At 66.0% G+C, this 24,263-nt stretch carries 23 protein-coding genes and 1 tRNA gene; 14 read left to right on the top strand and 10 right to left on the bottom strand.

Translation table 11 applies throughout. The features are described from left to right. Positions 1 to 35 precede the first annotated feature (35 nt). A complete protein-coding gene (locus tag J3S28_RS19450; protein ID WP_207842376.1) occupies positions 36 to 527 on the top strand; it encodes a hypothetical protein in 492 nt (163 codons plus the stop codon). Positions 528 to 545: 18 nt separating this feature from the next. Here the strand turns inward: J3S28_RS19450 and J3S28_RS19445 are convergent, their stop codons facing one another. Together J3S28_RS19445 and J3S28_RS19440 are read right to left on the bottom strand one after the other, a co-directional pair. Next, positions 546 to 1,784 (bottom strand): glutaminase, encoded by a 1,239-nt coding sequence (locus J3S28_RS19445; protein ID WP_207842375.1) that lies wholly within the window; start codon positions 1,782 to 1,784, stop codon positions 546 to 548. Positions 1,785 to 1,946: 162 nt separating this feature from the next. Continuing rightward, positions 1,947 to 2,018 (bottom strand) — tRNA-Thr (locus tag J3S28_RS19440). Between the two features lie 7 nt (positions 2,019 to 2,025). Between J3S28_RS19440 and J3S28_RS19435 the strand changes: the two genes are divergently transcribed. The 5 genes from J3S28_RS19435 to J3S28_RS19415 all read left to right on the top strand — a co-directional run bounded on the left by J3S28_RS19435 (position 2,026) and on the right by J3S28_RS19415 (position 8,509). Next, entirely contained in the window at positions 2,026 to 3,537 is a 1,512-nt protein-coding gene (locus J3S28_RS19435; protein ID WP_207842374.1) for a threonine/serine exporter family protein, read from the top strand. Between the two features lie 25 nt (positions 3,538 to 3,562). Next, on the top strand, positions 3,563 to 3,733 hold the full coding sequence (locus J3S28_RS19430) for a hypothetical protein (RefSeq protein WP_207842373.1): 171 nt from the start codon (positions 3,563 to 3,565) through the stop codon (positions 3,731 to 3,733). 3 nt (positions 3,734 to 3,736) lie between these two features. Beyond that, on the top strand, positions 3,737 to 5,218 hold the full coding sequence (locus J3S28_RS19425) for an alpha,alpha-trehalose-phosphate synthase (UDP-forming) (protein ID WP_207842372.1): 1,482 nt from the start codon (positions 3,737 to 3,739) through the stop codon (positions 5,216 to 5,218). Positions 5,219 to 5,343: 125 nt separating this feature from the next. Continuing rightward, the gene (otsB, locus tag J3S28_RS19420) at positions 5,344 to 7,902 is read left to right on the top strand and encodes a trehalose-phosphatase (protein WP_207842371.1); all 2,559 of its coding nucleotides are present in this window, start codon (positions 5,344 to 5,346) and stop codon (positions 7,900 to 7,902) included. 94 nt (positions 7,903 to 7,996) lie between these two features. After that, positions 7,997 to 8,509 carry a hypothetical protein gene (locus tag J3S28_RS19415; protein ID WP_207842370.1) on the top strand — a complete coding sequence of 171 codons (513 nt, stop codon included), beginning with the start codon at positions 7,997 to 7,999 and terminating at the stop codon, positions 8,507 to 8,509. A gap of 4 nt (positions 8,510 to 8,513) precedes the next feature. Here the strand turns inward: J3S28_RS19415 and J3S28_RS19410 are convergent, their stop codons facing one another. Both J3S28_RS19410 and J3S28_RS19405 read right to left on the bottom strand, forming a co-directional pair. After that, on the bottom strand, positions 8,514 to 9,341 hold the full coding sequence (locus J3S28_RS19410; RefSeq protein ID WP_207842369.1) for a transglutaminase-like domain-containing protein: 828 nt from the start codon (positions 9,339 to 9,341) through the stop codon (positions 8,514 to 8,516). Between the two features lie 37 nt (positions 9,342 to 9,378). Then, positions 9,379 to 10,536, bottom strand: coding sequence for an ROK family protein (locus J3S28_RS19405; RefSeq protein ID WP_207842368.1), 1,158 nt, complete (start codon positions 10,534 to 10,536; stop codon positions 9,379 to 9,381). Positions 10,537 to 10,579: 43 nt separating this feature from the next. On the opposite strand from J3S28_RS19405, the gene J3S28_RS19400 reads away from it, so the two are divergent. After that, positions 10,580 to 11,347, top strand: coding sequence for an SDR family NAD(P)-dependent oxidoreductase (locus J3S28_RS19400; RefSeq protein ID WP_207842367.1), 768 nt, complete (start codon positions 10,580 to 10,582; stop codon positions 11,345 to 11,347). Between the two features lie 177 nt (positions 11,348 to 11,524). Beyond that, positions 11,525 to 13,141: a DUF6777 domain-containing protein gene (locus J3S28_RS19395; RefSeq protein WP_207842366.1), complete on the top strand. Its 1,617-nt coding sequence runs from the start codon at positions 11,525 to 11,527 to the stop codon at positions 13,139 to 13,141. A gap of 121 nt (positions 13,142 to 13,262) precedes the next feature. On the opposite strand, the gene J3S28_RS19390 is transcribed toward J3S28_RS19395, so the two are convergent. Then, a complete protein-coding gene (locus J3S28_RS19390) occupies positions 13,263 to 14,576 on the bottom strand; it encodes a L,D-transpeptidase (RefSeq protein WP_237341792.1) in 1,314 nt (437 codons plus the stop codon). Between the two features lie 78 nt (positions 14,577 to 14,654). Continuing rightward, the gene (locus tag J3S28_RS19385) at positions 14,655 to 15,734 is read right to left on the bottom strand and encodes a UDP-N-acetylmuramate dehydrogenase (protein ID WP_207842365.1); all 1,080 of its coding nucleotides are present in this window, start codon (positions 15,732 to 15,734) and stop codon (positions 14,655 to 14,657) included. Here J3S28_RS19385 and J3S28_RS19380 point away from each other — a divergent pair. The 5 genes from J3S28_RS19380 to J3S28_RS19360 are packed head-to-tail and all read left to right on the top strand — an operon-like array spanning position 15,733 to position 19,706. Next, on the top strand, positions 15,733 to 16,233 hold the full coding sequence (locus J3S28_RS19380; protein WP_207842364.1) for a DUF2505 domain-containing protein: 501 nt from the start codon (positions 15,733 to 15,735) through the stop codon (positions 16,231 to 16,233). The genes J3S28_RS19385 and J3S28_RS19380 overlap by 2 nt on opposite strands. Before the next feature lie 54 nt (positions 16,234 to 16,287). After that, positions 16,288 to 16,797: a DUF2505 domain-containing protein gene (locus J3S28_RS19375; protein ID WP_207842363.1), complete on the top strand. Its 510-nt coding sequence runs from the start codon at positions 16,288 to 16,290 to the stop codon at positions 16,795 to 16,797. A gap of 43 nt (positions 16,798 to 16,840) precedes the next feature. Further along, positions 16,841 to 17,593 (top strand): class I SAM-dependent methyltransferase, encoded by a 753-nt coding sequence (locus tag J3S28_RS19370; protein ID WP_207842473.1) that lies wholly within the window; start codon positions 16,841 to 16,843, stop codon positions 17,591 to 17,593. A 51-nt stretch (positions 17,594 to 17,644) separates the two neighbouring features. Next, positions 17,645 to 18,475, top strand: coding sequence for a carbon-nitrogen hydrolase family protein (locus J3S28_RS19365; RefSeq protein ID WP_207842362.1), 831 nt, complete (start codon positions 17,645 to 17,647; stop codon positions 18,473 to 18,475). 46 nt (positions 18,476 to 18,521) lie between these two features. Then, positions 18,522 to 19,706, top strand: a complete 1,185-nt coding sequence (locus J3S28_RS19360; RefSeq protein WP_207842361.1) for an LmeA family phospholipid-binding protein — start codon at positions 18,522 to 18,524, stop codon at positions 19,704 to 19,706. A gap of 110 nt (positions 19,707 to 19,816) precedes the next feature. On the opposite strand, the gene purU is transcribed toward J3S28_RS19360, so the two are convergent. Next, positions 19,817 to 20,704, bottom strand: a complete 888-nt coding sequence (purU, locus tag J3S28_RS19355; RefSeq protein ID WP_207842360.1) for a formyltetrahydrofolate deformylase — start codon at positions 20,702 to 20,704, stop codon at positions 19,817 to 19,819. 27 nt (positions 20,705 to 20,731) lie between these two features. Between purU and deoC the strand changes: the two genes are divergently transcribed. Continuing rightward, positions 20,732 to 21,433: a deoxyribose-phosphate aldolase gene (deoC, locus tag J3S28_RS19350; protein ID WP_207842359.1), complete on the top strand. Its 702-nt coding sequence runs from the start codon at positions 20,732 to 20,734 to the stop codon at positions 21,431 to 21,433. A gap of 7 nt (positions 21,434 to 21,440) precedes the next feature. On the opposite strand, the gene J3S28_RS19345 is transcribed toward deoC, so the two are convergent. Genes J3S28_RS19345 through J3S28_RS19335 form a run of 3 tightly spaced genes read right to left on the bottom strand, consistent with a single transcriptional unit; the run spans position 21,441 to position 24,204 of the window. Next, complete coding sequence (locus tag J3S28_RS19345; RefSeq protein ID WP_207842358.1) at positions 21,441 to 22,367, bottom strand: alpha/beta fold hydrolase; 927 nt, start codon at positions 22,365 to 22,367, stop codon at positions 21,441 to 21,443. After that, positions 22,367 to 23,416: an alpha/beta fold hydrolase gene (locus tag J3S28_RS19340; protein ID WP_207842357.1), complete on the bottom strand. Its 1,050-nt coding sequence runs from the start codon at positions 23,414 to 23,416 to the stop codon at positions 22,367 to 22,369. Before J3S28_RS19340 ends, J3S28_RS19345 begins: the two co-directional genes overlap by 1 nt. A 23-nt stretch (positions 23,417 to 23,439) precedes the next feature. Further along, a complete protein-coding gene (locus J3S28_RS19335) occupies positions 23,440 to 24,204 on the bottom strand; it encodes a MerR family transcriptional regulator (RefSeq protein ID WP_207842356.1) in 765 nt (254 codons plus the stop codon). Positions 24,205 to 24,263 lie beyond the last annotated feature (59 nt).

Here is a 24,263-nt window from a genome sequence, read left to right as displayed (position 1 = left end):
CGACGCGCAGACCACTTCGGGTGCACAATGCGTCCATGGGACCCGCAGTGACACCGCGCAGCGCGTACTTCGTTCTCGGCATGCCCGATCACGCCCGCGTCGGGACGGGACCCGAGATCAGCCACTCAGAGGTCTACTACGACGAAAAACTCGCGGTGGCCTCCATCGACAGCCACTACGCCCTGGCCCAGCACCTGGCCACCCCGGAAGTGCTCGAGGCAACGGAGTGGTTCGTGCTGACCGCGCTCATCGGCGACGGTGTGAGCCCCACCTACGGCGACCACTTCTTCACCTACAGCACCGAGAACGTCGAGTGGGCGATCGCAGGCGGATTCACCCGGGCTGACGAGATGACCGACTGGCTGCCGTTCATCTTCGCCGCAGAGGACCTTCACGACCACTGGTCACCCGGCGGTGTGGACCACGGCCTCGTACCGACCGACGCCAAACGGACCGACTCGATGGACATGTCGCGGCTCTGGTTCGCCCCGGTCATGTCGCAGAGGGTTTTTCCGACCGCGACCTGATCGACGCACACCCGGCCCTCACCGGGTCTGTGGATAGGTCCCGTCGCCGAGGTCCGCATCGGGCAAAACACCGTCGCGGTCGATGAGAACCACCTCGCGGCCGTCGAGGCGGACGCGGCGCATACCCTCCAGCACCATCCGCCTGCCGACATCGCTGAGCCGGTCGACCCGGTTCAGGTCGAAAACAACTGTATTCGCGTCTGATTCGTCGAGCTCCAAGGCATCGAGCACTGTCTCGGCGCCGGTGAACTGGACGACGCCCTGCAGTTCGAACACGAGCTCGTCGGAATCGCGGCGGACACTGCGCAGCACGGTGGATCCGTAGGGTTCGGCGTCCATCAGATGCATGCCCATGTCAGCCGACATCCGCTGAAACATTTTCACCCCGCGCACGCTGTTGCCGTGCGCGTCGAGCCGCGGGGAGACGACCCCGATACCGAGTTGGCCGGGCAGAGCCCCCAGAAGACCACCTGCCACACCACTTTTCGCCGGGATACCGACCGTGGTGAGCCAGTGGCCCGCGGCGTCGTACATACCGCAGCCGGTCATCACCGCCAGCGTCTGGCGGGCCACATCGGTGGCCACCACCCGGCGTCCGGTCACCGGGTGGACCCCGGCGTTGGCCAGGGTCGCGCCCATGACCGCGAGGTCCCGGACGGTCACCTTGATGGAGCACTGCCTGGTGTACCCCTCGACCACGTCATGGGCGTCGACGTCGATGACGCCGTAGTTGCGGAGCATGTGGGCGATCGAGAGATTACGGTCGGCGGTGTCGAGTTCGGAGCGGCACACCGACTCGTCGATCGACAGCGTGCGATCGGCCAGCTCGGAGAAGAACTCCAGGGCGCGATCGACGCGGTCCGTCACACTCGCACCAGACTTCAGCAGCAGGAAATGGGTCGCGATGGCGCCTGCGTTGATCATCGGGTTCTTCGGCCGACACGAATCGCCCTCGAGGGACAACTCGTTGAACGCCTCCCCCGACGGTTCGACGCCGACGGTGTTCAGCACGGTGTCGAAGCCGCGGTCGGTGAGTGCTGCGGCGTAGGCGAACGGTTTCGAGATGGACTGGATGGAGAACTCCACCTCGTCGTCGCCCGCCGCGTGGGTCCGGCCGTCCACCGTCGTCATCGCGACACCGAAGACGTCGGGGTTCGCGTTCGCGAGATCCGGTATGTAATCGGCGACTGCACCGTCACGGTCGTCGACGAGGCCGTCGAGGACCTCACGCAGGTAATCAGGGACCGGCGATTTCACGCGAGAGACCTCCGAGGAGCGGGGTGCGGCGCCGACCGGCGACCGCACCGGTCAACCTAGCAATCGGCGGTGAACTCAGGCGTGTCGGGAGGCACGTTGAAACCCCCAACAATGACTCCTACGCTGCACACGGGGTGCATCTGCGGACGGTCGAAATCTCGGAGCCCCCTGTCAGGATTGAACTGACGACCGCTCGCTTACAAGGCGAGTGCTCTACCACTGAGCTAAGGAGGCAAACTGCGTGCGCGAGTATATCGCGAGTCTCGGTAAGCGCCTCGCCGGCAGTCGCCGAGCGACGATCGACACGATCGAGCCGTTCGAGCCGGCGGTGTCGCCAAGGCAGCCCGTCGACCTCACCAACGACGCGGCAGTCACCGAGGTCCTCGACCTCGCGATCAAGGTCGGGGCGGTTCTTCTCGACTCCGGAACCGGTGCCATCGACACGCAGACACAGGTCAGATTCGTGGCGAGCATCTACGGCGTCGAGAACTGTGAGGTGGACGTCACCTACAACACGATCTGGGTCAGTGCCACCCGCGGCGGCGCGATGCCGCCGGTCACCGCGATGAAATCCGTCCACTACCGCTCGCTCGACTTCACCCGGCTCGCCGCGGTGGACCGCCTTGTGCGCAAGATCCGCAACCTGGCCATCGACCCCGATGAAGGCCATCAGGTGATCGACGCCATCATCGCCGCACCCCACCCGTACCGCCGCTGGGTCGCGACACTGGCGTGGTCGTCGATGGCCGCCGCGCTCTCGGTGTTGCTCGGTGGTGGCTGGCTCGTCGCGGTCGTCGCGTTTCTCACAACCGCGGTGATCGACCGCACCAACCGCCTGCTCAACAAAATCGGTACCCCACTGTTCTTCCAGCAGATGACGGGCGGTTTCATCGCCGTCATCCCGGCTGCGGTGGTCTATCAGAACCAGGAATCCCTCGGGCTCGACCTGATGCCGTCCCAGGTCATCGCCGCCGGTGTCGTGGTGCTGCTGTCCGGGCTCTCGTTGGTCGGCTCGGTGCAGGACGCCATCACCGGAGCACCCATCACCGGGTGCGCGCGGTTCTTCGAGCTACTGATCATGACCGGCGGCATCATCAGTGGTGTCGGTATCGCCATCACGTTGATGGAGGCCACCGGCATCTTCCTGCCCACCATCACCTCGACGACGTCGTTCGATCTCGCGACCACACCGGCCCGGGTGATCGCCGGCGGTCTGGCCGCCGCCGCGTTCGCGCTGGCGAGTTACGCCGAGACCCGAGCGCTCCCGACCGCCTTCTTCGGCGGCGCGATGGGTGCGGCGATCGTCTCCGTGGCCAACCACTTCACCGTCGGACCCGTCATCTCCGCAGGCATCGCCGCCGCGATGGTCGGCCTCGTCGGTGGTCTACTCGCCCGCCGCGCGCTGACGCCGCCGCTGGTCGTGGCCGTCGCAGGGATCACACCGCTTCTGCCCGGTCTGGCGATCTATCGCGGCCTCTACGGACTCCTCAGTCAGCAGACGATCGAGGGCCTGACCGCGATCGGATCGGCGATCGGTGTCGGCTGCTCCCTGGCCGCCGGGGTGACCCTCGGTGAGTTCATCGCCCGTACGCTGCGACGTCCGCGTATCTCGACCCGTCCGACCAGAGCTCTGTTCACCGCCCGCTCGGCCATCCGGCCCGGTCGCATGACGACCGATCCCGAAGGCGATCCCGACGCTGTGACCGAGCCGTTCCGCGAGATGGACCTGCGCCCCGGTCTTTCCGAGGGGTGACCTCGGCGCAGGTATCATGTTCGCCATGCCTGCCAAGACCAGCGACAAAACTGACATCACTGACGACGAAGACCTGGAACCCGTGGCTGACGAGACCGCTACGTCGGCTCGTCGCGTCGTCGCCGCGTACGCCGTCGACGCCGACGAATGCCGCATGTTGTTCTCGATGCTGGGTATCGCGCCGGACGAAGCCTGATTCGTGGCGCCCTCGCGAACGAAGAAAAAGTCAGACAACCGCGCCGACTTCGTCGTCGTCGCCAACCGACTCCCCGTCGACAAGGAGACCCTCCCCGACGGCTCTGTTCGCTGGAAGCGCAGCCCCGGAGGCCTGGTCACCGCACTCGAACCGGTGCTGCGATCGCAGACCGGCGCCTGGGTCGGATGGTCAGGCGTCCCCGACGCCGCTGAGCATCCCGAAGTCGACGACATACAGCTCTTCGCGGTGTCGTTGTCCACCCAGGAGATCGCGGACTATTACGAGGGCTTCTCGAACGCGACCCTGTGGCCGCTCTATCACGACGTGATCGTCAAGCCCGAGTACAACCGTTCCTGGTGGAACAGCTACGTCGCGATCAACCGCCGCTTCGCCGAAGCCGCATCGGAGGCCGCCGCCGAAGGCGCCGTGGTGTGGATTCAGGATTACCAGCTCCAGCTCGTCCCCAAGATGCTCCGGATGCTGCGGCCAGACCTGAAGATCGGCTTCTTCCTGCACATACCGTTCCCGCCGGTCGAACTCTTCATGCAGATGCCCTGGCGCACCGAGATCATCGAAGGCCTCCTCGGAGCCGACCTCATCGGATTTCACCTGCCCGGCGGCGCGCAGAACTTCCTGTACCTCGCGCGGCGGCTCGCGGGCCAGGCCACATCCAAAGGACAGGTCGGGGTCCGCGCGAAGTTCGGTGTCGTGCAGGTCGGGTTCCGCACCGTCCGCGTCGGCGCGTTCCCCATCTCCATCGACTCCGGCGAACTCGACAACCGGGCGAAGTCCAGGGAGATCCGTAGGCGCGCGACGGACATGCGCGCAGAACTCGGCAACCCGAAGAAGATCCTGCTCGGTGTCGACCGCCTCGACTACACCAAGGGCATCGACGTCCGCCTGAACGCCCTCTCCGAACTCCTCGAAGAGGGCCGGATCAATCCCGACGAGATCACGATGATCCAGCTCGCGACCCCGAGCCGCGAACGCGTCGAGAGCTACATCAAGATGCGCGGAGACATCGAGCAACTCGTGGGCAACATCAACGGCAACTTCGGGCGGGTCGGGCATCCGGTCGTCCAGTACCTGCACCATGGTGTGCCCCGCGACGAACTCGTCTCGTTCTACGTCGCGGCGGACGTCATGTTGGTCACGCCCCTGCGCGACGGGATGAATCTGGTCGCCAAGGAGTACGTCGCCTGTCGCAGCGATCTCGGCGGTGCGCTGGTGCTGAGCGAGTTCACCGGCGCCGCAGCTGAATTGCGTCAGGCCTTCCAGGCGAACCCCTATGACACCGATGGCGTCAAAGAAGCCATCCTGGCTGCCCTCGAGCAAGATCCGGAAGAGGGCAAGCGGCGGATGCGCGCGTTGCGGCGGCAGGTGCTCACGCACGACGTGCAACGCTGGGCGAAGAGTTTTCTCGGAGCGCTCGGCGCAGACACCGACACCATGCCCAGCGGCAATCGCAGCCTCGACGTCATCTGAGTCGGCGGCCCGGGCGATCGCAGATCCACCAGATCTGCTCGAGCAACTGTGACGAACACGTCAATTCGTCCCCCCGGGCGGCGCTGATTGGACGCCGCTGGGGTGGGCGGTCTTAGACTCGCGTAGTGAGTGCACAAGACCTCGTCCCGGAACTGCGGCGCGCCCTCAAAGCAATCGCACGTATGCCCAGGCTGTTGGTCGCCTCGGACTACGACGGCTGCATGGCGCCCATCGTGTCCCGCCCGGAAGACGCCCGGCCCAACGGCGATTCTGTGCGGGCGATGCGCGCCCTCGCCGAACTCGATTCCACCACCGCGGCCGTCATCTCCGGCCGCGCGTTGCGCGACCTCGCCACCCTGTCCCGACTGCCCGCCGAAGTGCACCTGGTGGGCAGCCACGGCAGTGAGTTCGACGTCGGGTTCGTCCACGAGATCACCCCGGCCGCCACCGAACTGCTCGAGACCCTGGTCGTGGAACTGCGCGCAATCGCCGCCGACTACGAAAACGTGATGGTCGAGACCAAGCCGGCGAGCACCGTGCTGCACTTCCGGAACGCGTCGACCACCGACGGCGACGCCGCGCTGCACCGCGTCCGGATCGGGCCGGCCACCTGGGAAGGTGTGCAGGTCACCGAAGGCAAATCGGTCATCGAACTCGCCGTCATCGTCACCGACAAAGGGCAGGCGCTCGACATCCTGCGCCATGAGGCCGGTGCCAGCGCCGCGATCTTCTTCGGCGACGATGTCACCGACGAAAAAGCGTTCCGCCGACTGCACGGACCCGATTTCGGCGTCAAGGTCGGCGAGGGCGACACCCTGGCGACCTACCGGGTCGACGACACCGAGCAGGTCGCCACCGCACTCGCGTTCCTGGTCGAAGAACGCCGCAATTGGCTGCGCGGTGGCGCTGCGGTCCCGATCGAGCGGCTGACGATGCTCGCCTCCCCGCGCACTGTCGCGTTGGTCACCCCCGACGCCAAGGTCTGCTGGATGTGCCATCCCGAACCCGACTCCGCTGCACTGTTCGGCAGTCTGCTCGGTACCGACGAGGCCGGCGAGTTCGCGATCGGCCCACTGGTCGAGGAGGGCAAGGCCACCCCGCTGCCGTTGAGCCAGCGATACATCGACAGCACGATGACCGTCCGCACCCGCTGGGCCGGACTCGAGGTCACCGACTACCTACCGCACGACGTCCCGGTGGGCCGCACCGATCTGACCCGCGTCATCCGCGGTGAGGTGGCGGCGAAGATCCGCTTCGCGCCTCGTCCGGAGTTCGGGCAGGCTGCCGTCCGCATCGAGACCTTCGACGACGGACTGCGGATCTACGGCTCCAACGAACCGCTGGTGCTGCGGGCCCCTGGCATCACCTGGGAGATCGAGAGCGACCGCCATCACCAGACCGCCACCGCAACCGTCGATCCATCGGCCGGTGAGATCATTCTCGAGCTGCGGTGCGGCACCGAGGATCTCGACATCCATCAGCCACCGGAACACGAACGTCGCGCCGAGGCCGAGGCCTACTGGAGTGACTGGGCGAAGACGCTGGATCTACCCGGTATCAAACGCGACCTGATGAAACGGTCGGCGTTGACGCTGCGCGGTCTCGTGCACGCCGACACGGGATCGATCATGGCCGCCGCGACGACGTCGCTGCCCGAGGAGATCGGCGGCGTCCGCAACTGGGACTACCGCTACTGCTGGTTGCGCGATGCCGCATTGACCGCGTCGGCGCTGGTCTCGGTCGGTTCCTACAGCGAGGCCGAAGGCTACCTGAGCTGGCTCCATCAGGTGCTGGGCACGCTCAGTGGACCCGAATGGCTGCACCCGCTCTACACCCTTGCCGGCACCGGCCTTCCGCCTGAGGCCGTGATCGACTCCCTGCCCGGATACGCGGGCTCCCGGCCGGTGCGCGTCGGCAACGCCGCCAATCAGCAGGTTCAGCTCGACGTGTTCGGGCCGATCGTCGACCTCATCTCGACGCTCTCGCATGCACGCAAGGCGGCAGGTGATCCGACGCCACTGTCAGATGCGGACTGGGACCTGGTGCGCGACATGGTCTACGCCGTCGAACGCCGCTGGACCGAGCCCGACCACGGCATCTGGGAGATCCGCGGTAACCCACGGCATCACGTGTACTCCAAGGTGATGTGCTGGATGACGGTAGATCGCGCGCTCAAGCTCGGTGCCGAGTTCGACCGCGAGACCGAATTGGGCTGGTCTGTCCTGCGCGACACCATCGCGCGGCAGGTCCTCAAGCAGGGCTGGAACGACAAGGCCAACTCCTACACCGCAGCTTATGAGGGGGTGGATCTCGACGCTGCGACCCTGCACATCGGGCTGGCCGGACTGATCGACCCGTCCGACCCCCGCTTCACCGCCACGGTCAACGCCACCGAGGCCGAATTGCGCAGCGGTTCAACGGTCTACCGTTACCACCACGACGACGGGTTGCCCGGCGGCGAGGGCGGCTTCCACCTCTGCGCGGCCTGGCTCATCGAGTCCTACCTGTTGATCGATCGTCGCGGCGACGCCGAGGCCCTGTTCGATCAGATGGTGAAAGCCACCGGGCCGACCGGATTGCTGTCAGAGGAGTACGATCCGGTCGCCGAACGGGCCCTGGGCAATCACCCGCAGGCCTACAGCCACATCGGCCTGCTCCGATGTGCGCGTCTGTTGAACGGCTGAGCACACCAGACCAAGCACTCTCCAAGCGAATCCCAAGCACGGCGCGGCACAGTGATCTCATGAGCCACCCGCCCCGCCACGCAAGGAGATACCCATGGGGATGTTCGACGTCTTCACAGGCACGAAACGACCGCCAGATGACACCCCCGTCCGCGCCCCTGGTGAGGTGTACGACTCCATCCTGGCGATCAATCGTCCGACCGCGCCATTTGTGATCCGTGATGGCCGCGGCGACGGCGTCGACCTCATCGCAGAATGGCGCATCGTCGATGCCCGCTGGTATGAGATCTTCGCGAAAGCCGGTCTGAGCAAGACCTTTCGGGTGCTCCTGCAGCTCGATCCAGAGCGCAGCGAGGTCCGGGCCGTCGATCAGGAGTGGGAGGTCGAGTGGCGCGCAGGAGTCCCGTCGCTGCACGCTGCGGCGTCCGGATTCCGCGGCCAGAAGACATCGGTTCAATTCGGCACCGCCTACGCGTTCACCGAGCAACTCGAGTTCGGTCAGGTCTACAACTATCGCTTCAACAGCGGCGAACTGAAGAAGCCGATCCAAGAAGCCGTCGCCGCCGCCGGTTGGACCTACCGCGGCGTGGCATTCGGGAAGCTCTGAGGCGTCAGCGGAGCTGAACCTGTTGACTCGGGTCATCGATGGGCAGGTAGCCCGCTACGACGGCGCTGACCTGATAGCTGTTCAAGATGACGTCGCCGCCGTGATTGTCGAGGAACGCGGTATCTGCGGCGTCGCGACCGGTGGCGATGCGCACCAACGACTGACGGGGCGCGAGCCCGGTGGCGTCGACCACAACCCAGCGATCGTCGATCATCGCCTCGGCCACGGCGTGGAAGTCCATCGGGAACAGGCCCGGCGCGTATACGGCGACGAGACGGGCGGGTATCCCCAATCCGCGCAACAGCGCGACGACGAGATGAGCGAAATCACGGCAGACACCGGCCCCCGACAACAACGTGTCGACTGCGCCGTCAATCGGGTCGCTGGCACCAAAGATGTAGGAAAGTCGTTGTCGCACAAAGTCGGTGACCGCAATGAGCTGGTCGCCGGGGCTCGCCGTGGTGTCGAACTCACCGGCGGCGAACCCGAAGAACTTGTCGGCCTCGGCATACCGGCTCGGCCGCAGGTAGAGCGAGCGATCGAACTGCACCACCTCGACCGGATCGGCCGGGGTGTAGACGTTGGCGTTGTAGGTGACATACAGATTCCCGGGCTCGGCGTGCAGCCAGTGGATGCGGCTGCCGCTGGCGGTGACGATCTCTTCCGGAACAATTGTGTTGCCGTTCAACGTGATCGACAACTCTTCGTACAGGTCGATACCGGGGAGCTTTGCCACCGCGATCTGCAGCTCGATCTCCGTCGCCGCGTTGACCGCCACATCGAGATAGACCGACACGTCACGCTGGGCACTCTGAGCGAACTCGACCGACATTGTTGGGCGACCAATCCTTCCGAGATGAGCTGCCGAGTCAGTCTGTGTGGTTCTGCAAGGCACCGATGGGATCAGCGTAGAGCGCGCCGAGTGATACCACCACCGCAGCGCCCTCCTGTACCCGGGCGCCGAATCGTGGTGGCGACAGTTCGATGGTCGGCAACGAACTCGCCCCGTCGAACGCCGACTGCACCGGCGCCAGCCCGTGCGGGTGCTCGGCGAACACCTGGCCCGCAAGAACAACCCGATCAGGGTTGATCAGGTCCCGCACCAACGCCACCATCTCGCCCAGGACCCGCGCCCGCTCGTCGAGCAACTCCCCGGCGTCCGCGCCTGCGGCCACCGCATCGTCGAACACCTTCCGGCCGACGACATCCTGCAGCGTCGACTGCAGCGCACCCGTCAGCAGCGGCGCCGACACGGGCAGATGCCCGATGTTCCCTGGCCGATCGCGCACCCGGCCGTCGATGGTGGTCGCCAACCCGACCGTCTCCCTGACATAGAACAGCAGGTCGACGCCGGAGGTGTTCGGATCGCCGGCGAGCAACAGTTCCGCGGCCGCCATCGCCTGCACGTGCGGACTGACCGAGACCGGCAACCCGAGTTCATCCTCGAGAGCCTGACCGACCGGCGCGCGGCACCAATCGAGCTGCGCGTGGTCGACGCTGCCGTCCGGATACACCTGTCCGCCCACCGCGGCCCCGGCCCAGAGCGCGGTGCGCTGGGTGAACGAATCCGCGACGAGGGCCGCGCGCCGGGCGATGAGGGCGAGCGCGGGGCCGGCGGGACCCGACGGGGTCGACATGGCAGCGGTCTGCAGCGGTCTGCCTCCGAGATCCGCGACCATCAGCAGGGTGGATCTGGCGCCGATGTGGATTGCGATCACACAGAATCGATCTCGATCCAGCATCAGCGGAATCTTCGGACGCCCGATCGCTCCGGGGGCGATGAGGTCGGGGCGTTCACGGACGAGACCGAGTCGATCGAGGGCCTGGAGCTGGCGGTTCACCGTCGCCGCCGACAGCCCGGTGGCCTGCGGCAACAGGTCGCGCGTCACCGGCCCCTGGGTACGCACCGCTCGCAAGACGGCAGCGGCAGCCCCGTCGCCGCGCTCGAACGAGACGGTCCTGATCGAGGGCGTGGAGTGCGTGAGAGGGGAGTTTCCTTCCCGTCCGACCACCGCGCGCGCTCCCATGGGGTCAAAACCTACCGGTCGGGGCGGCTCTAGGATGGAACCCATGACAGTTGCAACCACCGACGCGTCCAAATCTGGTGATCGCAAGGTCGCCGTAGTAACGGGAGCGAGTTCGGGAATCGGCGCCGCCACCGCGAGGGTGCTTGCAGCGCAGGGATATCACGTGATCATCGGCGCACGGCGGGTCGACCGGATCGAGAAGCTGGCAGCCGAGATCGACGGAACGGCCATCGTCCTCGACGTCACCGACGAGCAGTCCGTGGACGCGTTCGTCGAGCAGATCCCTGCGGTCGACGTGCTGGTGAACAACGCCGGAGGTGCGAAAGGACTGGCAACGGTCGCCGACGCCGACCTCAACGACTGGCGGTGGATGTGGGAAACCAACGTCATCGGCACCTTGCGCATCACCAAAGCTCTACTACCCAAGCTCATCGACTCCGGCGACGGCCTGATCGTCACCATCAGTTCGATCGCCGCGATCGAGGCCTACGACAACGGAGCCGGTTATACGACGGCCAAACACGCCCAGGCCGTGCTGCACCGGACGTTGCGTCCCGAGCTGCTGGGTAAGCCGGTGCGCCTGACCGAGATCCAGCCGGGAATGGTCGAAACCGAGTTCTCGCTCGTACGGTTCGAGGGCGACTCGGAGAAGGCCGACAAGGTGTACGAGGGGTTGACCCCGCTGACCGCCGACGACGTCGCCGAGGTCATCGGCTTCGTCGCGAGCAGGCCACCGCACGTCAACCTCGACACCATCCTGCTGATGCCGCGCGACCAGGCCTCGGCCCGCCGGAACATCAAAACCGGCTGACGGGCCGGGGCACCGGAGATGCTCGAGCCGGGTGGGTTCCCTCGTACGATCAGATGAACCTCGCGATCAGCTGTAACGACTCACCCACGCCGGCCGAGAACCAGACATAATCCACCATTGGGAAGTCCGGTTCGCCAGCATGTGGACCAGCGCCCACACCGGACTTGGAGATGTCGAGTGAACTACCCCTATGGCGCGCCCGCTGGTCCTGTCACCAGTCCACCGAACGACCGCAAGCAGATCATCATCGTGCTCGCGGTGGTTGCCGCACTACTGGTGACCCTCCTCGGGATCGGTGCGGTGTACCTGTCCTCCGGTTCGAGCAAGGTGAAGGCGTCGCCGGCGCCGGAACTCGTCTTGGAAGCGGTGGACAGCAACGGTCTCGATCCCTTCGCGCCGTCGGTTGCCGTGAGCAACCGCCCCCTCGACGCCAATACGCGCAACCTGGCACCCCAGGGTCCGGTCACCGCGCGTGGCGTCCAGGCCGTCGAAGGCACGACTGCCGGCCTGTACGGCGGAACCGGCGAAGCCAGCTGCGACACCGCAGCGTTGGCCAATTTCCTGGCCGGCAACCCGGGCAAGGCCGCGGCGTGGGCGAGCGTGTTCGGAATAGGCGTCGACCAGATTCCGTACTACCTCGACACTCTGACGCCCGTCGTGCTCACCCACGACACCTGGGTCACCAACTACAGCTACGAGAACGGTGTCGCCACGCCCTTCCAGTCGGTGCTGCAGGCCGGTACCGCTGTGCTCGTCGACAGCTACGGCATACCACGGGTGCGATGCGCCTGCGGCAACCCGCTGTCACCGCCAGCGGGCACCCCGCTGTCCGGGTACCGCACTGTGGGCTCCCCCTGGGACTACTACGCACCTCGCCAGGTCGTCTACGTGAACTACCACAATGAGCACACGACGATCATCAACAACACGACAACCGTTGTGGCCGCGCCGAATCCGGCTCCAGCGCCCGCCTCGCTGACCCTTCTCGACCTGAACACACTGCAACCGGTGCTACGCACGGTCGGCGGGATCCTGAACCTGGCCGGGCTACCGCCACTGCGGGGCACCCTGCCGACACCCGCGTCGTTGAACACCCCGTTCGTCAGTCCAGACCCCGAGGTGCAGACCGCGAACGGTGTCCAGGCCGACGGGCAGCCTGCCGAGAATGTCCTGCGCCAGGCCGCTGAAGCGACGGACTCCGAATCGTCGTCCGTGGCGGCAGCTGAATCCGCTGCCCCGCAGGAGGGTTCGCCGAGTGTCGGCGCGAGTGCTCAAGCCCCGGTCGACCCGAGCGTCCCCGCTGCGCCGGGAGAAAGCAGCGCTGCACAGGCACCACCGGCCCCGGCTGCGCCTGCAGCCCCGACCAGCGCCGCACCGACACCGACCGTGTTCACCGGCACTGGAGACATCATCTCGAGTCTGACATTCACCGTGGAGGGAACGCAGGTGAGCTGTTCGGTGCCCGACGTGACCGCGCCGACGGCCGAACTCATCTGCACCGACGGCATTGCCCGCACGGTGTCCAGTAGCTACCTGCAGACGGGTTCGGTCACCTCGGCCACGGACCCGGTGGGCGTCTGGACGGTTCCGCTGACCAGCAGCGCCGGCGTCGAGCGGGTGACCGTGCTCTCGGCCACGTGGACCCTCATCCCGACGCCGACGGTGCAAGCGCCCGCTCCTGCCCCAGCTCCTGCCACGGAGACGGCCCCGACCGAGACGGCGACAACTGCCACCGAGACGACAACGGAGACAACTGCTCCCACGTCCGATACGTCGGCGCCTGCAGTTCCTTGATCGTCTGAGGTCGGCGCCGCTCGCGGCGAGACAGCACCGAATTCGGCCCCGTAGCGGGTGTCCGAGGGAAGATATCCCTCGCTCACTCGATACGGGGCCGAATGTGGTGAAGCGTGTCGCCTCAGCCGACCGGAGTCTGCCGCGACCCCGAGTTCTGCGGCGTCGTCGGGATGCCCGAGACATCCGGAGCGTCCTTCGGTGTCGCCGGGGCCGACTTCACATCAGGCTCGCCGGCCAGCGCCGACATCGACTTCCACGTCTCCCAGTCGTAGATCCAGTCATAGATGTCGCCGTCGGCCTCCGACAGCGGGATGCGAGTGTTGGTGACCTCCACCGGATCTCCGTACATCGCGGTGGCGAAATACTGCGACGCGTTCTCGAGCGAGAGGTTGATGCAGCCGTTGGTGACGTTCGACGAGCCCTGAACGCCAACGGTATCCGGGTTCGCGTGGATGAACTCGCCGTTGTTGGAGATGCGCACGGCGTAGCGCTCGCGGACGTTGAAGTACCCGGCCGCGGGATTGCTCATGTAGAAGTCTTCGTGCTTCTCGCTGACGACGTGGATGCCCGACCGTGTGACGTTGCGGTCGAGGTCGCCCTCGCCGTAACTGCACGGCAGGGTCATCAGGGTGTTGCCGTCGTTCTGCACCACGATCTGGTGGGAGTCGGCGTCCGCGAGCACGACCTGGTTGCGGCCGATGACGAAGTCGCTGGTGACGTCGGCCTCTCCGTAGTAACCGTCGCCGTGGTCGAGTCCGTAGAGTTTCGCGACCATCGAGACCTTGGTGCCGGGCTGGTAGTACTCCTTGGTCCGCCAGTGGACGCGCGATCCGCCGTCTTCCCCGAGCCATGCCCAGCTGCCCTCGGTCTCGGGCGTCGTGGTGACCTTCAGGGCCTGCTCGACGGCCTTCTTGTCGCTGACGACCTCGTCGAAGGTCAGGATGAGCGGGGTCGCGACACCGACTTCTTGGCCGTCGGCGAGGTTGACCACGAGTCCGATCTGGTTCTCCGGGGTCACGGTGGCGAAGGTGCCTGCAAGCGGGACCGCACGACGATCGTTGCCCGTCGCAGAGCCCGACCATGTGTACTGGCCGCCGTAGCCGAGCGGCTCGGTGACGGTGAACGTCTTACGGTCCTCCGACATCGCACCGGTCACGACACGACCGTTGGCGTTGGTCAACTTCACATCTGGGTTCAGCACGCCGTCGGTGACCTTGACCGACACCTCGGCGATCGGTGAGGCGTCGGTCGTGTCGAGCGGCGGGCTGTAGGTCACGGTGGCATCGGGGTCCGAGGGTGCCTTGCTCTCCTGGGCCGCGTCACCGGACTTGTTGTCACTGCTGCAGGCTGCTGCGGTCACTCCGGCCGCACCGACGGCGAGAGCCGTGAGGGCCGATCGCCTGGACAGCATGAGGCCGTCACGGTATTCACTCATGCACGAAACATTACCTGTAGCTCTGATTCCTAATCCCCCACGAAGCCTGCCGCGGGGCCCGCCACCAGCGCAGCAGCGTCAGAGGGTGCATCCCACCAGCACAGGTTCGGGTTCCAACCACAGCCCGAAACGTTCGTGAACTCCGTCACGAACCCGCTTCGCGAGCTCGACGATGTCCTCCGCACGAGCCTCACCCCTGTTGGTGATCGCCAGAGAATGCTTCGTCGACAGGCGCGCCGGTGCACCAGAATCGGGAAATCCCCTGGCAAAACCAGCGCGCTCGATCAACCAGCCGGCCGACAACTTGACGCCCAGATCGGCCGGGAACTGGGGAACCGTCGCCTCGGCTCCGAGCTCCTCGACGATCCTGGTCAACACCGTCGGAAGATGTTCCTGAGGCACAATCGGATTGGTGAAGAAGGAGCCGACGCTCCATGTGTCGTGGTCATCGGGGTCGAGCACCATTCCCTTGCCCGAACGCAGCCCCAGCACCGCCGCCCGCACCTCCGCGGCCGGTGCCCGCTTCCCCTCGGCCACGTTCAGCGCCCCGGCAAGCTCCCGGTACGTGATCGGCTCGCTCAGACCGTCCTCGTGCAGCCGGAACGACACCTGGACCACCAGTTCGTCGTTGCGCCGCTTGAGCCGGCTCGTGCGGTAACCGAGTTCCAGATCGCCGACGTCCACCCAGTTCAGGCCACCGGAACGGCGATCGAAGATCTGCACGGACCGCAACAACGATCCGACCTCGACGCCGTACGCCCCCACATTCTGCACCGGGGTCGCGCCCGCCGCGCCGGGGATGCCGGACAGGCACTCGAGTCCACCGAACCCCCGCTCGATACTCTCCGCGACCAAGTCGTCCCAGTTCACCCCGGCCCCGGCGGTGACGTGGTCCGATCGCCAATCGGTCTCGGTGTTCGCGATCTGCACCACCGTGCCGTCAAACCCGTCGTCGCTGATCACGAGGTTCGATCCGCCCCCGACCAGCAGCACCGGCGTCCCGGCCGCATCCAGGTCACCGACGGTCTGGATCAGCGACTCGGCGTCGGTGCAGCGGACGAAGTTCTTGGCGGGACCACCCACCCGCAAGGTGGTGATCTGCGACAGCGGCAGGGAGTTGTCATATGTGACCACCCGGCAACGGTAGCCTGCATCCATGGCGACCAAGCTTCGGCATTCCCTCGACTTTTCCTGTCCCCCGGCTCAGTTCACCGCGGCGGTGACCTCAGAGCAGTATTGGCACGATCTGGTCGCGAATGTCGCGGCCGACGTCTCCGAACTCGAGTCGTTCACCGCGACCGACGACGAGATCCGGGTCGTCCTGCAGCAGCGCATCCCCGAGAAGAATCTGCCGTCGGTGGTCACCAAGATCCGCAAAGGTGACCTCGAGATCGCCCGCACGGTGGTGTGGTCGGTGAGCGGAGGCGAGGTCAGCGACGGCACTTTTTCCGCGGTCGTCACCGGCGCCCCCGCGAAGGTCAACGGCACGCAGACCCTCGTTTCCACCGCTACCGGGGCGCAGGTGATCTTCGACGGTTCGGTGGAGGTGTCGATTCCTTTCATCGGCGGAAAGATCGAGAAGCAGATCGCGAAAGAAGTGCAGGCGCTCATCGACGCCGAGCGCGACTACACGCTCACCTGGATCGGACAGCAGTGAACAGACACCAGGTGCCTCCGGGGCGAGCGGTCCTGGCACGTTAGGCTTTGCCCCATGGCACGCCGTCTGTCCTACTCAGCCCGTTACCACCATCCCGCCGAGAAGGTCTATCAAGCGCTGTCGATGCGAGAGTTCTGGGACGCGCAGATGGAAGAGTTCCGGAAGCTGACGCCGCAGTCGGAGATCGAGACCTACACGGTGGACGCCAACGGTATCGACGTCGTCCTCAAGCAGGTGCTACCACGCACCGAGCTCCCGGCGATCGCTCAGACGGTGATGTCGAAGGACATGGTCATCACCCGCAACGAGGCTCTCGGGCCGTTCGATCCGGAGAACACGAAGGGCACGTACACCGCGTCGATCCCCGCGGGCCCCGGCAGTCTGACCGGGACGCAGGAACTCTTCCCGACCGACACCGGCTGCACCATCCGCCGCACCACCGAGGTCAAGGTCTTCATCCCGTTCATCAACGGGAAACTCGAACAGATGATGCTGGTGAACCTGGTCGACCTGTTCCGCGGTGAGGCGGAATTCACCTCAGGGTGGATCGACGCCAACCTCTGACGGGCCTGTCCGCGCCGGCAGCGCTGGCCGTCCCGACGGAGCGATCACGCGGGGCACCACCGGTATCAACCGACTTCGGCGAGTAGACCGCTGGATCACCCACCACAGCGAGATCGTGGCAGTGCTGTCCGACGCCGCGACGCCGCTGGCAGTCGACCTCGGATACGGCGCCCGTCCCGACACCGCCATCGAATTGGCGGCCCGCCTGCGGGCCACGGTGCCTGCCGTCCGGTTGGTCGGCCTCGAGATCGACCCCGCCCGCGTGGTGCCTCCGCAAGCGGGAGTCCGCTTCGCGGTGGGTGGCTTCGAGCTGGCGGGTCTGCGACCTCACCTCGTCCGTGCGTTCAACGTCTTGCGTCAATACGACGAATCCCAGGTGCCGGCCGCATGGTCGCGGATGCAACGACAGCTGGCACCCGGTGGGTTCATCGTCGAGGGCACCTGCGACGAACTCGGCCGTCGCTGCTGCTGGATCCTGCTGGACGAACACCGGCCGCTGACGTTCACGCTCGCCTGGGACCCGCTGCACAGTCGGCGGCCGTCGGACCTGGCCGAGCGCCTGCCGAAGGCGCTGATCCACCGCAACGTCCCCGGCGAACCCGTACATCACTTGCTCCGCACCCTGGATCGCTGCTGGGACATCGCGGCCCCGTTGGCGCCGTTCGGTCCGCGCCAGCGGTGGCTTCGGACACTGGAGTTGCTGCCTGACAATGGCATCCGTCCACTACCCGACAGACGCCGACACCGCGACAACGTCCTGACCGTCCCGTGGGAACAGGTCGCCCCGACCTCCTGATCCCCCGCCGGCCGTGCCCTTGCCGACGTCGAGCGGTCGTAGGGTGGTCGTATGCGTATCGCCTTGGCCCAGATCAGCAGCGGCACCGATCCGGACGAGAACCTCGCCCTGGTCTCCGAGCAGACGTCGGCTGCGGCCGCCGCAGGTACCGACCTGGTGATCTTCCCCGAGGCGACCATGTGCCGGTTCGGGGTGAAGCTCGGGCCGATCGCGCAGCCGCTCGATGGACCGTGGGCGCAGGCGGTCTCGCAGATCGCCGCCGACAATGCGGTGTCGGTGGTCGCCGGGATGTTCACCCCCGGCGACGGTGGACGGGTGCGGAACACTCTCGTGATCGCCGGCCCCGACGGCGCGGTCTCCGGTTACGACAAGATCCATCTCTACGACGCGTTCGGGTTCGAGGAGTCTCGCACGGTGCAGGCGGGCGATCGGGCGCACTCGTTTCGGGTCGGCGACGTCACGGTCGGCACCGCCACCTGTTACGACATCCGGTTTCCGACGCTGTTCACTGCGCTCGCCGACGGCGGCGCCACCCTCATCGTCGTCCCGACGTCGTGGGGGTCGGGTCCGGGCAAACTCGAGCAATGGCGGACGCTCGCCGCCGCACGAGCCCTCGACAGCGGGTGTTACGTCGCAGCGGTCGGGCAGGCCGTCCCGAGCGACCCCGAGGTGGCCGGATCGTCCGCCCCCACCGGTATCGGACATTCCATCCTGGCCGGACCTTTCGGCGCGGTGCACACCGAGTTGGGGGACCAACCGGAGCTAGCGATTCTCGACCTGGACTTCGGTGAGGTCGAGCGGGCCCGGGCGTCAATTGCGGTGTTGTCCAACCGGCGGGACGTGAATTCCGCGGCGATGACCTGCGCCGACTCCGATACTTAGCCAACTCTTACCATCTGCGACGTCCTACCGGGCATCATCGACGGTGATGAACAACCGCGAAGATGCCGAATCCAACCCGGCCGGGGGGCCGCCTGAATCAACTACCGGTCCCGCCGAGGGCACCGATCTGACCAGGCCGGCGGCCCCTGCCGACCCACCCCCTCCGGATGCGCCGGTTCCCGGGATGCCCGAGAATCAGGCGGGTGACCCCAGTCCATCCACGGACCAGTTCGCACCGGTCCCACCCGGCTCGGTGCCGCAGGCCTACACGCAGGAGCGCCACGACACGGCGCAACTCGACGTGCCCTCAGAAGAGCTGCACCGAGATGGCTTTGCGCCCTACTCAGGTCCCCCATCTGACGGGCCACCGCCGAACGGTCCCGGCCCTGACGGTGGCGGGGTCTCGCCGCAACGCCCGAAACGGCGGAAGGGTTTGATCGCGGGAGTGGTCGCCCTCAGCATCGTGCTGTTGCTGGTGATCTCCGGCGTCGGCAGCGAGCTGTATCTGCGGAGCAAGGCGAAGGACTGCATGGAGCAGTCGTTCGGTGAGCTCACCGGCGCATCGACCTCGGTGTCGCTCAGCAAACAGCCCATGCTGTTCCAGTGGGTGTCCGGCAAGATCCCCTACGTGCAGGTCGACACCAGCGACGAGGGTGACTCCGACATGAAGCTGCACGCCAGGGGCGACGACATCACCACCGGTGACAACACCACGACCATCGGTGGGCTCCAGGGCGAGGGATACGTCCCGTTCGGCCGGATCATGGAACTGAGCCAGCAGGACACCACCGCGCAGCCGACCACACCCACTCCGGATCAGGGTGGCGGACTCAGCGGGCTCCTCGGTTCGATGGGTGGCGGGATGACCGTCGAGTCGGTCACCGGCAACGCCGCCGCGGGCACGGTCACCCTCAAGGCCAGCTTCTCATTGCTCGGCATCCCGATCCCGGCCGAGACCGAACTCAAGCCGGTCACGCAGAACGGCAAGCTGACGTTCGAGGTGGTCAAAGCCAGTGCGCTGACCCTCGGGATCCCCAACTCGTGGGCCCAGACCCTGGTCGACCAGGTCAGCGCCGGAATGTTCCCGCCGTTGTTCGACGACGTCAACTTCGACAAGCTGAGCGTCTCAGACAAGGGTGTCGAGTTCGCGTTCTCCGGCAACGACATCGCGTTGACCCAAGAAAATGTCGGCGCCTCGGACTCGAACGCCGAAACCTGCAGCGTCGTCTGACCGCACTGCTCCACCCGTTTTTGCGCCGCCCACCCGTTATTGCGAGTGGGCGGTGCGAATTCGGGTGGGTGGGCGATTCGCTGGAGCACCCCCGCGCGGCTGTAGCCGGCTCAGCTGAAGACGACGGTCTTGCGACCGTGCACCAACACCCGGTCTTCCAGGTGCCAGCGCAAGCCCCGGGCCAGGACGAGCTTCTCGATGTCTCGTCCTTGCCGCACCATGTCGGCAACCGTGTCCGAGTGGTCGACGCGGATGACGTCCTGCTCGATGATCGGCCCGGCGTCGAGCTCACCGGTGACGTAGTGGCAGGTGGCGCCGATGAGCTTCACGCCCCGCTTGAACGCCTGGTGATAGGGCCGCGCTCCGATGAATGACGGCAGGAAGCTGTGATGGATGTTGATGGCTTTACCCGCCCAGTGCTCACACAGGTCCTCGGGAACGATTTGCATGAACCGCGCCAGCACCACCGCGTCCGGGTTGTGAGAGTCCACCAGTTCGCGCAGTTCCTCGAATGCTCCGGCCTTGTCGGTGCCGAACGGAATGTGGTGGAACGGGACGCCCATCCGAGTGCTGAAGTCCTCGAGATCGCGGTGATTGCCGATGACGGCGTTGATTTCCGCTGGTAGCTCTCCCCGGTACGAGCGGCCCAAAAGATCCCCGAGGCAGTGCCCCTCCTTGCTCACCAGCAGGACGGTTTTCTTCGGAACCGCCGAATCACTCACTCGCCACTCGGTTTCCGACCCCAGTCCGGCCACCACCTCGGCGGCGAAGCGCTCGCGCAGTTGGTCGACGGTGACGGACACCGAATCCGCACGCACGGCCTGGCGCGTGAAGAACCAACCGGTGTCAGGATCCGAGTGGTAGGCGGCTTCCACGATCCAGCCCCCGATGTCTGCGAGGAAACTCGAGATCTTTGCGACAATGCCGGTCGTGTCGGGGCATCCGAGGGTCAGCACGTACCGGTGGTCGGCGCCATTTGCCGGCGAGAGTGTGGTCACAACCAAACAGTGTGCCAAGCTCGGATCATGTCCGACACCGCGCCCGGCCACAGCGGCCTGCACCTGACCCGTTCAGTGGTCGCCGCCCTGGTCGATCACACCCTGCTCAAACCCGAGGCGACCCGCGCCGACGCCGAGGCCACCGCCGCAGAGGCTGCCGAGCTCGGAGTACTCGCGGTCTGCCTGTCGCCGTCGATGCTGCCGATCGACACCGGCGCTCAGCTCAGCTGTGTGGTGGCCGGCTTCCCGTCCGGAAAGCACCATTCGTTGATCAAGGCGTCGGAAGCCAAACTCGCGGTCGATTCCGGAGCACAGGAGATCGACATGGTCATCGATGTCGGCGCCGCGGTGGACGGAAAGTTCGACGAGGTGTTCGCCGACGTTCTCACCGTTCGCCAGGCGATCGGGAACGACGTCACGCTCAAGGTCATCATCGAGTCGGCGGCCCTGCTGGCCCTGGCCGGGCCGCAGACCGTCACCGACGTCTGCAAGGTCGCGGTCAGAGCAGGCGCCTCGTTTGTCAAGACCTCCACCGGCTTTCATCCCGCTGGTGGTGCCAGCGTCGAGGCCGTGACCCTGATGGCCGCAGCGGTGCCCACGACGGTCGGGGTCAAGGCCAGCGGCGGAATTCGTACCGCCGAGTTCGCAGCGGAGTTGATCGCAGCAGGCGCGACGCGACTCGGACTTTCCGGATCGCGCGCTGTGCTGGAGGGTTTCCCGCAGGCCTGAACACCGGTCAACGAGGCAGGTGCGCAGACCGCAACGACCTGACGATGTTGTTGAAACGATGCGGCTGCTCCCAATTGAGCAGATGAGTTGCGCCTCGCCAGATTTCGTGACGTTCGAGTGATCCTGCAGCACGCAGTCCGAGGGCGACGGGTTCGGCGAGCCGCGGCGGGGTGAGTCGGTCGCGGCTCCCCACCACGACCGCAACGGGGACCGGCATGTTCTGCAGACCCGCGCTCACGTCCAGGTCCTCGAGAGCTCGGCCGAGCTTTTCTCTTGTCCGCCAACTGGTTTCCCGCAGGATCGAATCGAGCAGCTTCAACTGTTGACGGCTGATCCCCGGAAAGAGGGTGCGTGCCAACGACAGACCGGTCCGCATCATGAGGTCGCCACCGGGTCGGTGAATGGCGTTGAAGCCCAGCCAGGCCGTCTCGTATTCGACCCGGCGCAGTATCGTCGCGGGGTGGGCCAGCCGGATCGGGGCCTTCGACACCGGCGCGGTGGCCGCAGTGCCGGCCAGCATGATCGCGGTGGCGTACCGCTCGGCGCTGTCCGGAAACTGGGTGGCCCAGCTCATCACTGTCATGCCGCCCATGCTGTGGCCGACGATCACGGCCTTCTCGCCATCAGCGAGGGTGGCGGCGAGGACCGCTTCGAGGTCCTGCCCCAGATGGTCGTTCGTCGTCAGGCCAGCGCCCAGGGTGGAGCGCCCGTGTCCCCGCTGGTCGTAGACGATGACGCGATGGTTGTCGGCCAGGCCGTTGATCTGCGGGTACCAGTACTTGGCGTTGACGGCGAAGCCGTGGACGAGAACCACCACGTCGGCGTCGACAGGTCCATAGCTGCTGACCGCGATGGATGCACCGTCGGACCGGTCCACGAACAGGCGATCAACAGGTGCATCCGGGGCCCGCAGCAGCGCCTGACCGCCTGTCATCAGCCGGCGGTTCGGTCCAGCAGGTCTGTGAGGAGAGTGTTGTAGCCCTCCGCGTTCTCGATGCTGCTCATATGGCCGATACCGGGCCACACCACGAGATCCTCGAGGTGCCCGCGTCCGCGAAGTACCGCCGCCATCGCCTCGGCATGGACCTTCGGGGTGAGCTTGTCGTCGGCGCCGACGACCACCACGGTCGGGACGACCAGTGCGTCGAGACCCTCGGTGACGTCGAGATCGACCATCGCATTACCCCACTTGCCACGGGAGCGTCCCGGACACGCAGCCACCATCTCGTCGACGAAGTCGACGTGCGAGCGTCGCGAGGTGGTGTTGAGGGCAATGTACTGGGTCACCTTGCGCGACATCTTGGTTCGTGGCAGATGCACCGTCGCCCCGGCGACGAGCCGCCCGGTGAAGTACTCCATCGGAGAGAGCACCGTGGGTAGGTCGAGTGGGATGAGACCGAGGTTCGGCAGGAGGTGATCGGAGCAGGTGGACGTCAGCACCACAGCACGGGCGACCTCGGGCACCGCCTCCGGGAACTGCTTGGCCCAGGACAAGATCGTCATCCCACCCATGCTGTGCCCGGCAACCAGTGCTCGACGACCCTTCGGTACCACCGAGGTCAACACCGATTGAAGATCTTGACCGAGGAGTTCGACACTCAACTTGGTCTTGCCGCGCGGGGAATCGCCGTGACCGCGCTGGTCATACGCGATGACGCGGTACCGGTCTCCGAACGCGTTGATCTGCGGATACCAGTAATGCGTGCTGCAGGTCCACCCGTGCACCAGTACCATCAGTTCGCCGTCCGGCGGACCATAGGCCACCACGTTGAGTGCGGTGCCGTCTGCAGCACGGACGTCGAGATGTTCCGGCGTCTGTAAGGGCGTCTCGAGCAGCGGATCAGGCTGATCTGCAACAGGATCCGGGGCCAGCAGAGCTGCCCGCAGGATCGACCCCAAGAACGTCCCGGTGATCGCCGCACCCGCGGCGACCACGCCTGCACCTACAGCGGCCCCACCGACCGCGACCCTCTTCTTGTTCATCGATTACACTTCCCCACCTGATTTTACGGGCCGGAACCCGTTGTCTTGCTCGATTTTTCGTCTTCAGCAGCCATCATCAACTCCGCTCCGCGATCAAGGGCGCGCGAGATCTCGGTGTCCATCGCCTTGCTGAAAGCGACCTCGACGATGTCGTGAGCCATCGGCCGTACGGTCTGCACCAGTTCCGCGAGGCGGATCACCTCGCTCTCCTCCATCTCGAACGGCGCGCCCTCGACGAGATACTTGTCGGTGACGATCGAGACGAAGCTGGCCGCGATGTCTTGAAGGTCGTCCTGGACCCGTTCCCAACGATTGAGCAGGACGTCGAGGTCGATACCGGCCTTCACCAGGACCTCGGCGCCGGCGAGTACCTCCGGGTTGGTAACGGCGTAACCCGCGCCCTCCTTCACCAGCAGTCCCAGCCGTTGCCCGAGGGCGATGTTGTTGTCCGTGGCACCGAGCCCCTTGCGCAGCTCTGTGATGGTGATGGTCGCCATCCGCCTGAGGTTTTTCCATCGGCTGCCGCGTTTCGGCTCGGCCTCCAGCACGTGCTCGACCTTGAGGCCGTATCGCGCTGCCATCAGCAATTCACTGATCGTCGCGAAGGTGTAGCCCCGCTCGAGCATCTGCGAGATCATCTTGAGCCGGCTCAGGTGTTCCGCGGAGTACCAGCCGGTACGGCCCTTGATCTTGGGTGGCGGAAGCAGACCGCGGTCCTGGTAGACCCTGATGTTGCGGACGCTGACGCCGGAAACATCCGCGAGTTCGTTGATCCGGTATTCAGCCATGCGCTCATTCTAGGTCTGCTCGCCGAGCGTTTGATCGACGGAAGGGTGGCAACGCTGCG

Source organism: Williamsia soli (genome assembly GCF_017377795.1).
In the GTDB taxonomy this organism is placed as follows: domain Bacteria; phylum Actinomycetota; class Actinomycetes; order Mycobacteriales; family Mycobacteriaceae; genus Williamsia; species Williamsia soli.
The sequence above is the reverse complement of the archived record's forward strand: the minus strand, read 5'-3'. Positions and strand labels throughout refer to the sequence as shown.

Excerpts from the sequence above, each read along its gene's own strand:
- J3S28_RS19340 (WP_207842357.1), bottom strand. The coding sequence starts at position 23,416 with ATGAACAAGAAGAGGGTCGCGGTCGGTGGGGCCGCTGTAGGTGCAGGC.
- J3S28_RS19380 (WP_207842364.1), top strand. The coding sequence starts at position 15,733 with ATGGCGACCAAGCTTCGGCATTCCCTCGACTTTTCCTGTCCCCCGGCT.
- J3S28_RS19345 (WP_207842358.1), bottom strand. The coding sequence starts at position 22,367 with ATGACAGGCGGTCAGGCGCTGCTGCGGGCCCCGGATGCACCTGTTGAT.
- J3S28_RS19375 (WP_207842363.1), top strand. The coding sequence starts at position 16,288 with ATGGCACGCCGTCTGTCCTACTCAGCCCGTTACCACCATCCCGCCGAG.
- J3S28_RS19385 (WP_207842365.1), bottom strand. The coding sequence starts at position 15,734 with ATGGATGCAGGCTACCGTTGCCGGGTGGTCACATATGACAACTCCCTG.
- J3S28_RS19360 (WP_207842361.1), top strand. The coding sequence starts at position 18,522 with ATGAACAACCGCGAAGATGCCGAATCCAACCCGGCCGGGGGGCCGCCT.
- J3S28_RS19400 (WP_207842367.1), top strand. The coding sequence starts at position 10,580 with ATGACAGTTGCAACCACCGACGCGTCCAAATCTGGTGATCGCAAGGTC.
- J3S28_RS19450 (WP_207842376.1), top strand. The coding sequence starts at position 36 with ATGGGACCCGCAGTGACACCGCGCAGCGCGTACTTCGTTCTCGGCATG.
- J3S28_RS19415 (WP_207842370.1), top strand. The coding sequence starts at position 7,997 with ATGGGGATGTTCGACGTCTTCACAGGCACGAAACGACCGCCAGATGAC.
- J3S28_RS19405 (WP_207842368.1), bottom strand. The coding sequence starts at position 10,536 with ATGGGAGCGCGCGCGGTGGTCGGACGGGAAGGAAACTCCCCTCTCACG.
- J3S28_RS19410 (WP_207842369.1), bottom strand. The coding sequence starts at position 9,341 with ATGTCGGTCGAGTTCGCTCAGAGTGCCCAGCGTGACGTGTCGGTCTAT.
- J3S28_RS19335 (WP_207842356.1), bottom strand. The coding sequence starts at position 24,204 with ATGGCTGAATACCGGATCAACGAACTCGCGGATGTTTCCGGCGTCAGC.
- J3S28_RS19430 (WP_207842373.1), top strand. The coding sequence starts at position 3,563 with ATGCCTGCCAAGACCAGCGACAAAACTGACATCACTGACGACGAAGAC.
- deoC (WP_207842359.1), top strand. The coding sequence starts at position 20,732 with ATGTCCGACACCGCGCCCGGCCACAGCGGCCTGCACCTGACCCGTTCA.
- J3S28_RS19365 (WP_207842362.1), top strand. The coding sequence starts at position 17,645 with ATGCGTATCGCCTTGGCCCAGATCAGCAGCGGCACCGATCCGGACGAG.
- J3S28_RS19390 (WP_237341792.1), bottom strand. The coding sequence starts at position 14,576 with ATGAGTGAATACCGTGACGGCCTCATGCTGTCCAGGCGATCGGCCCTC.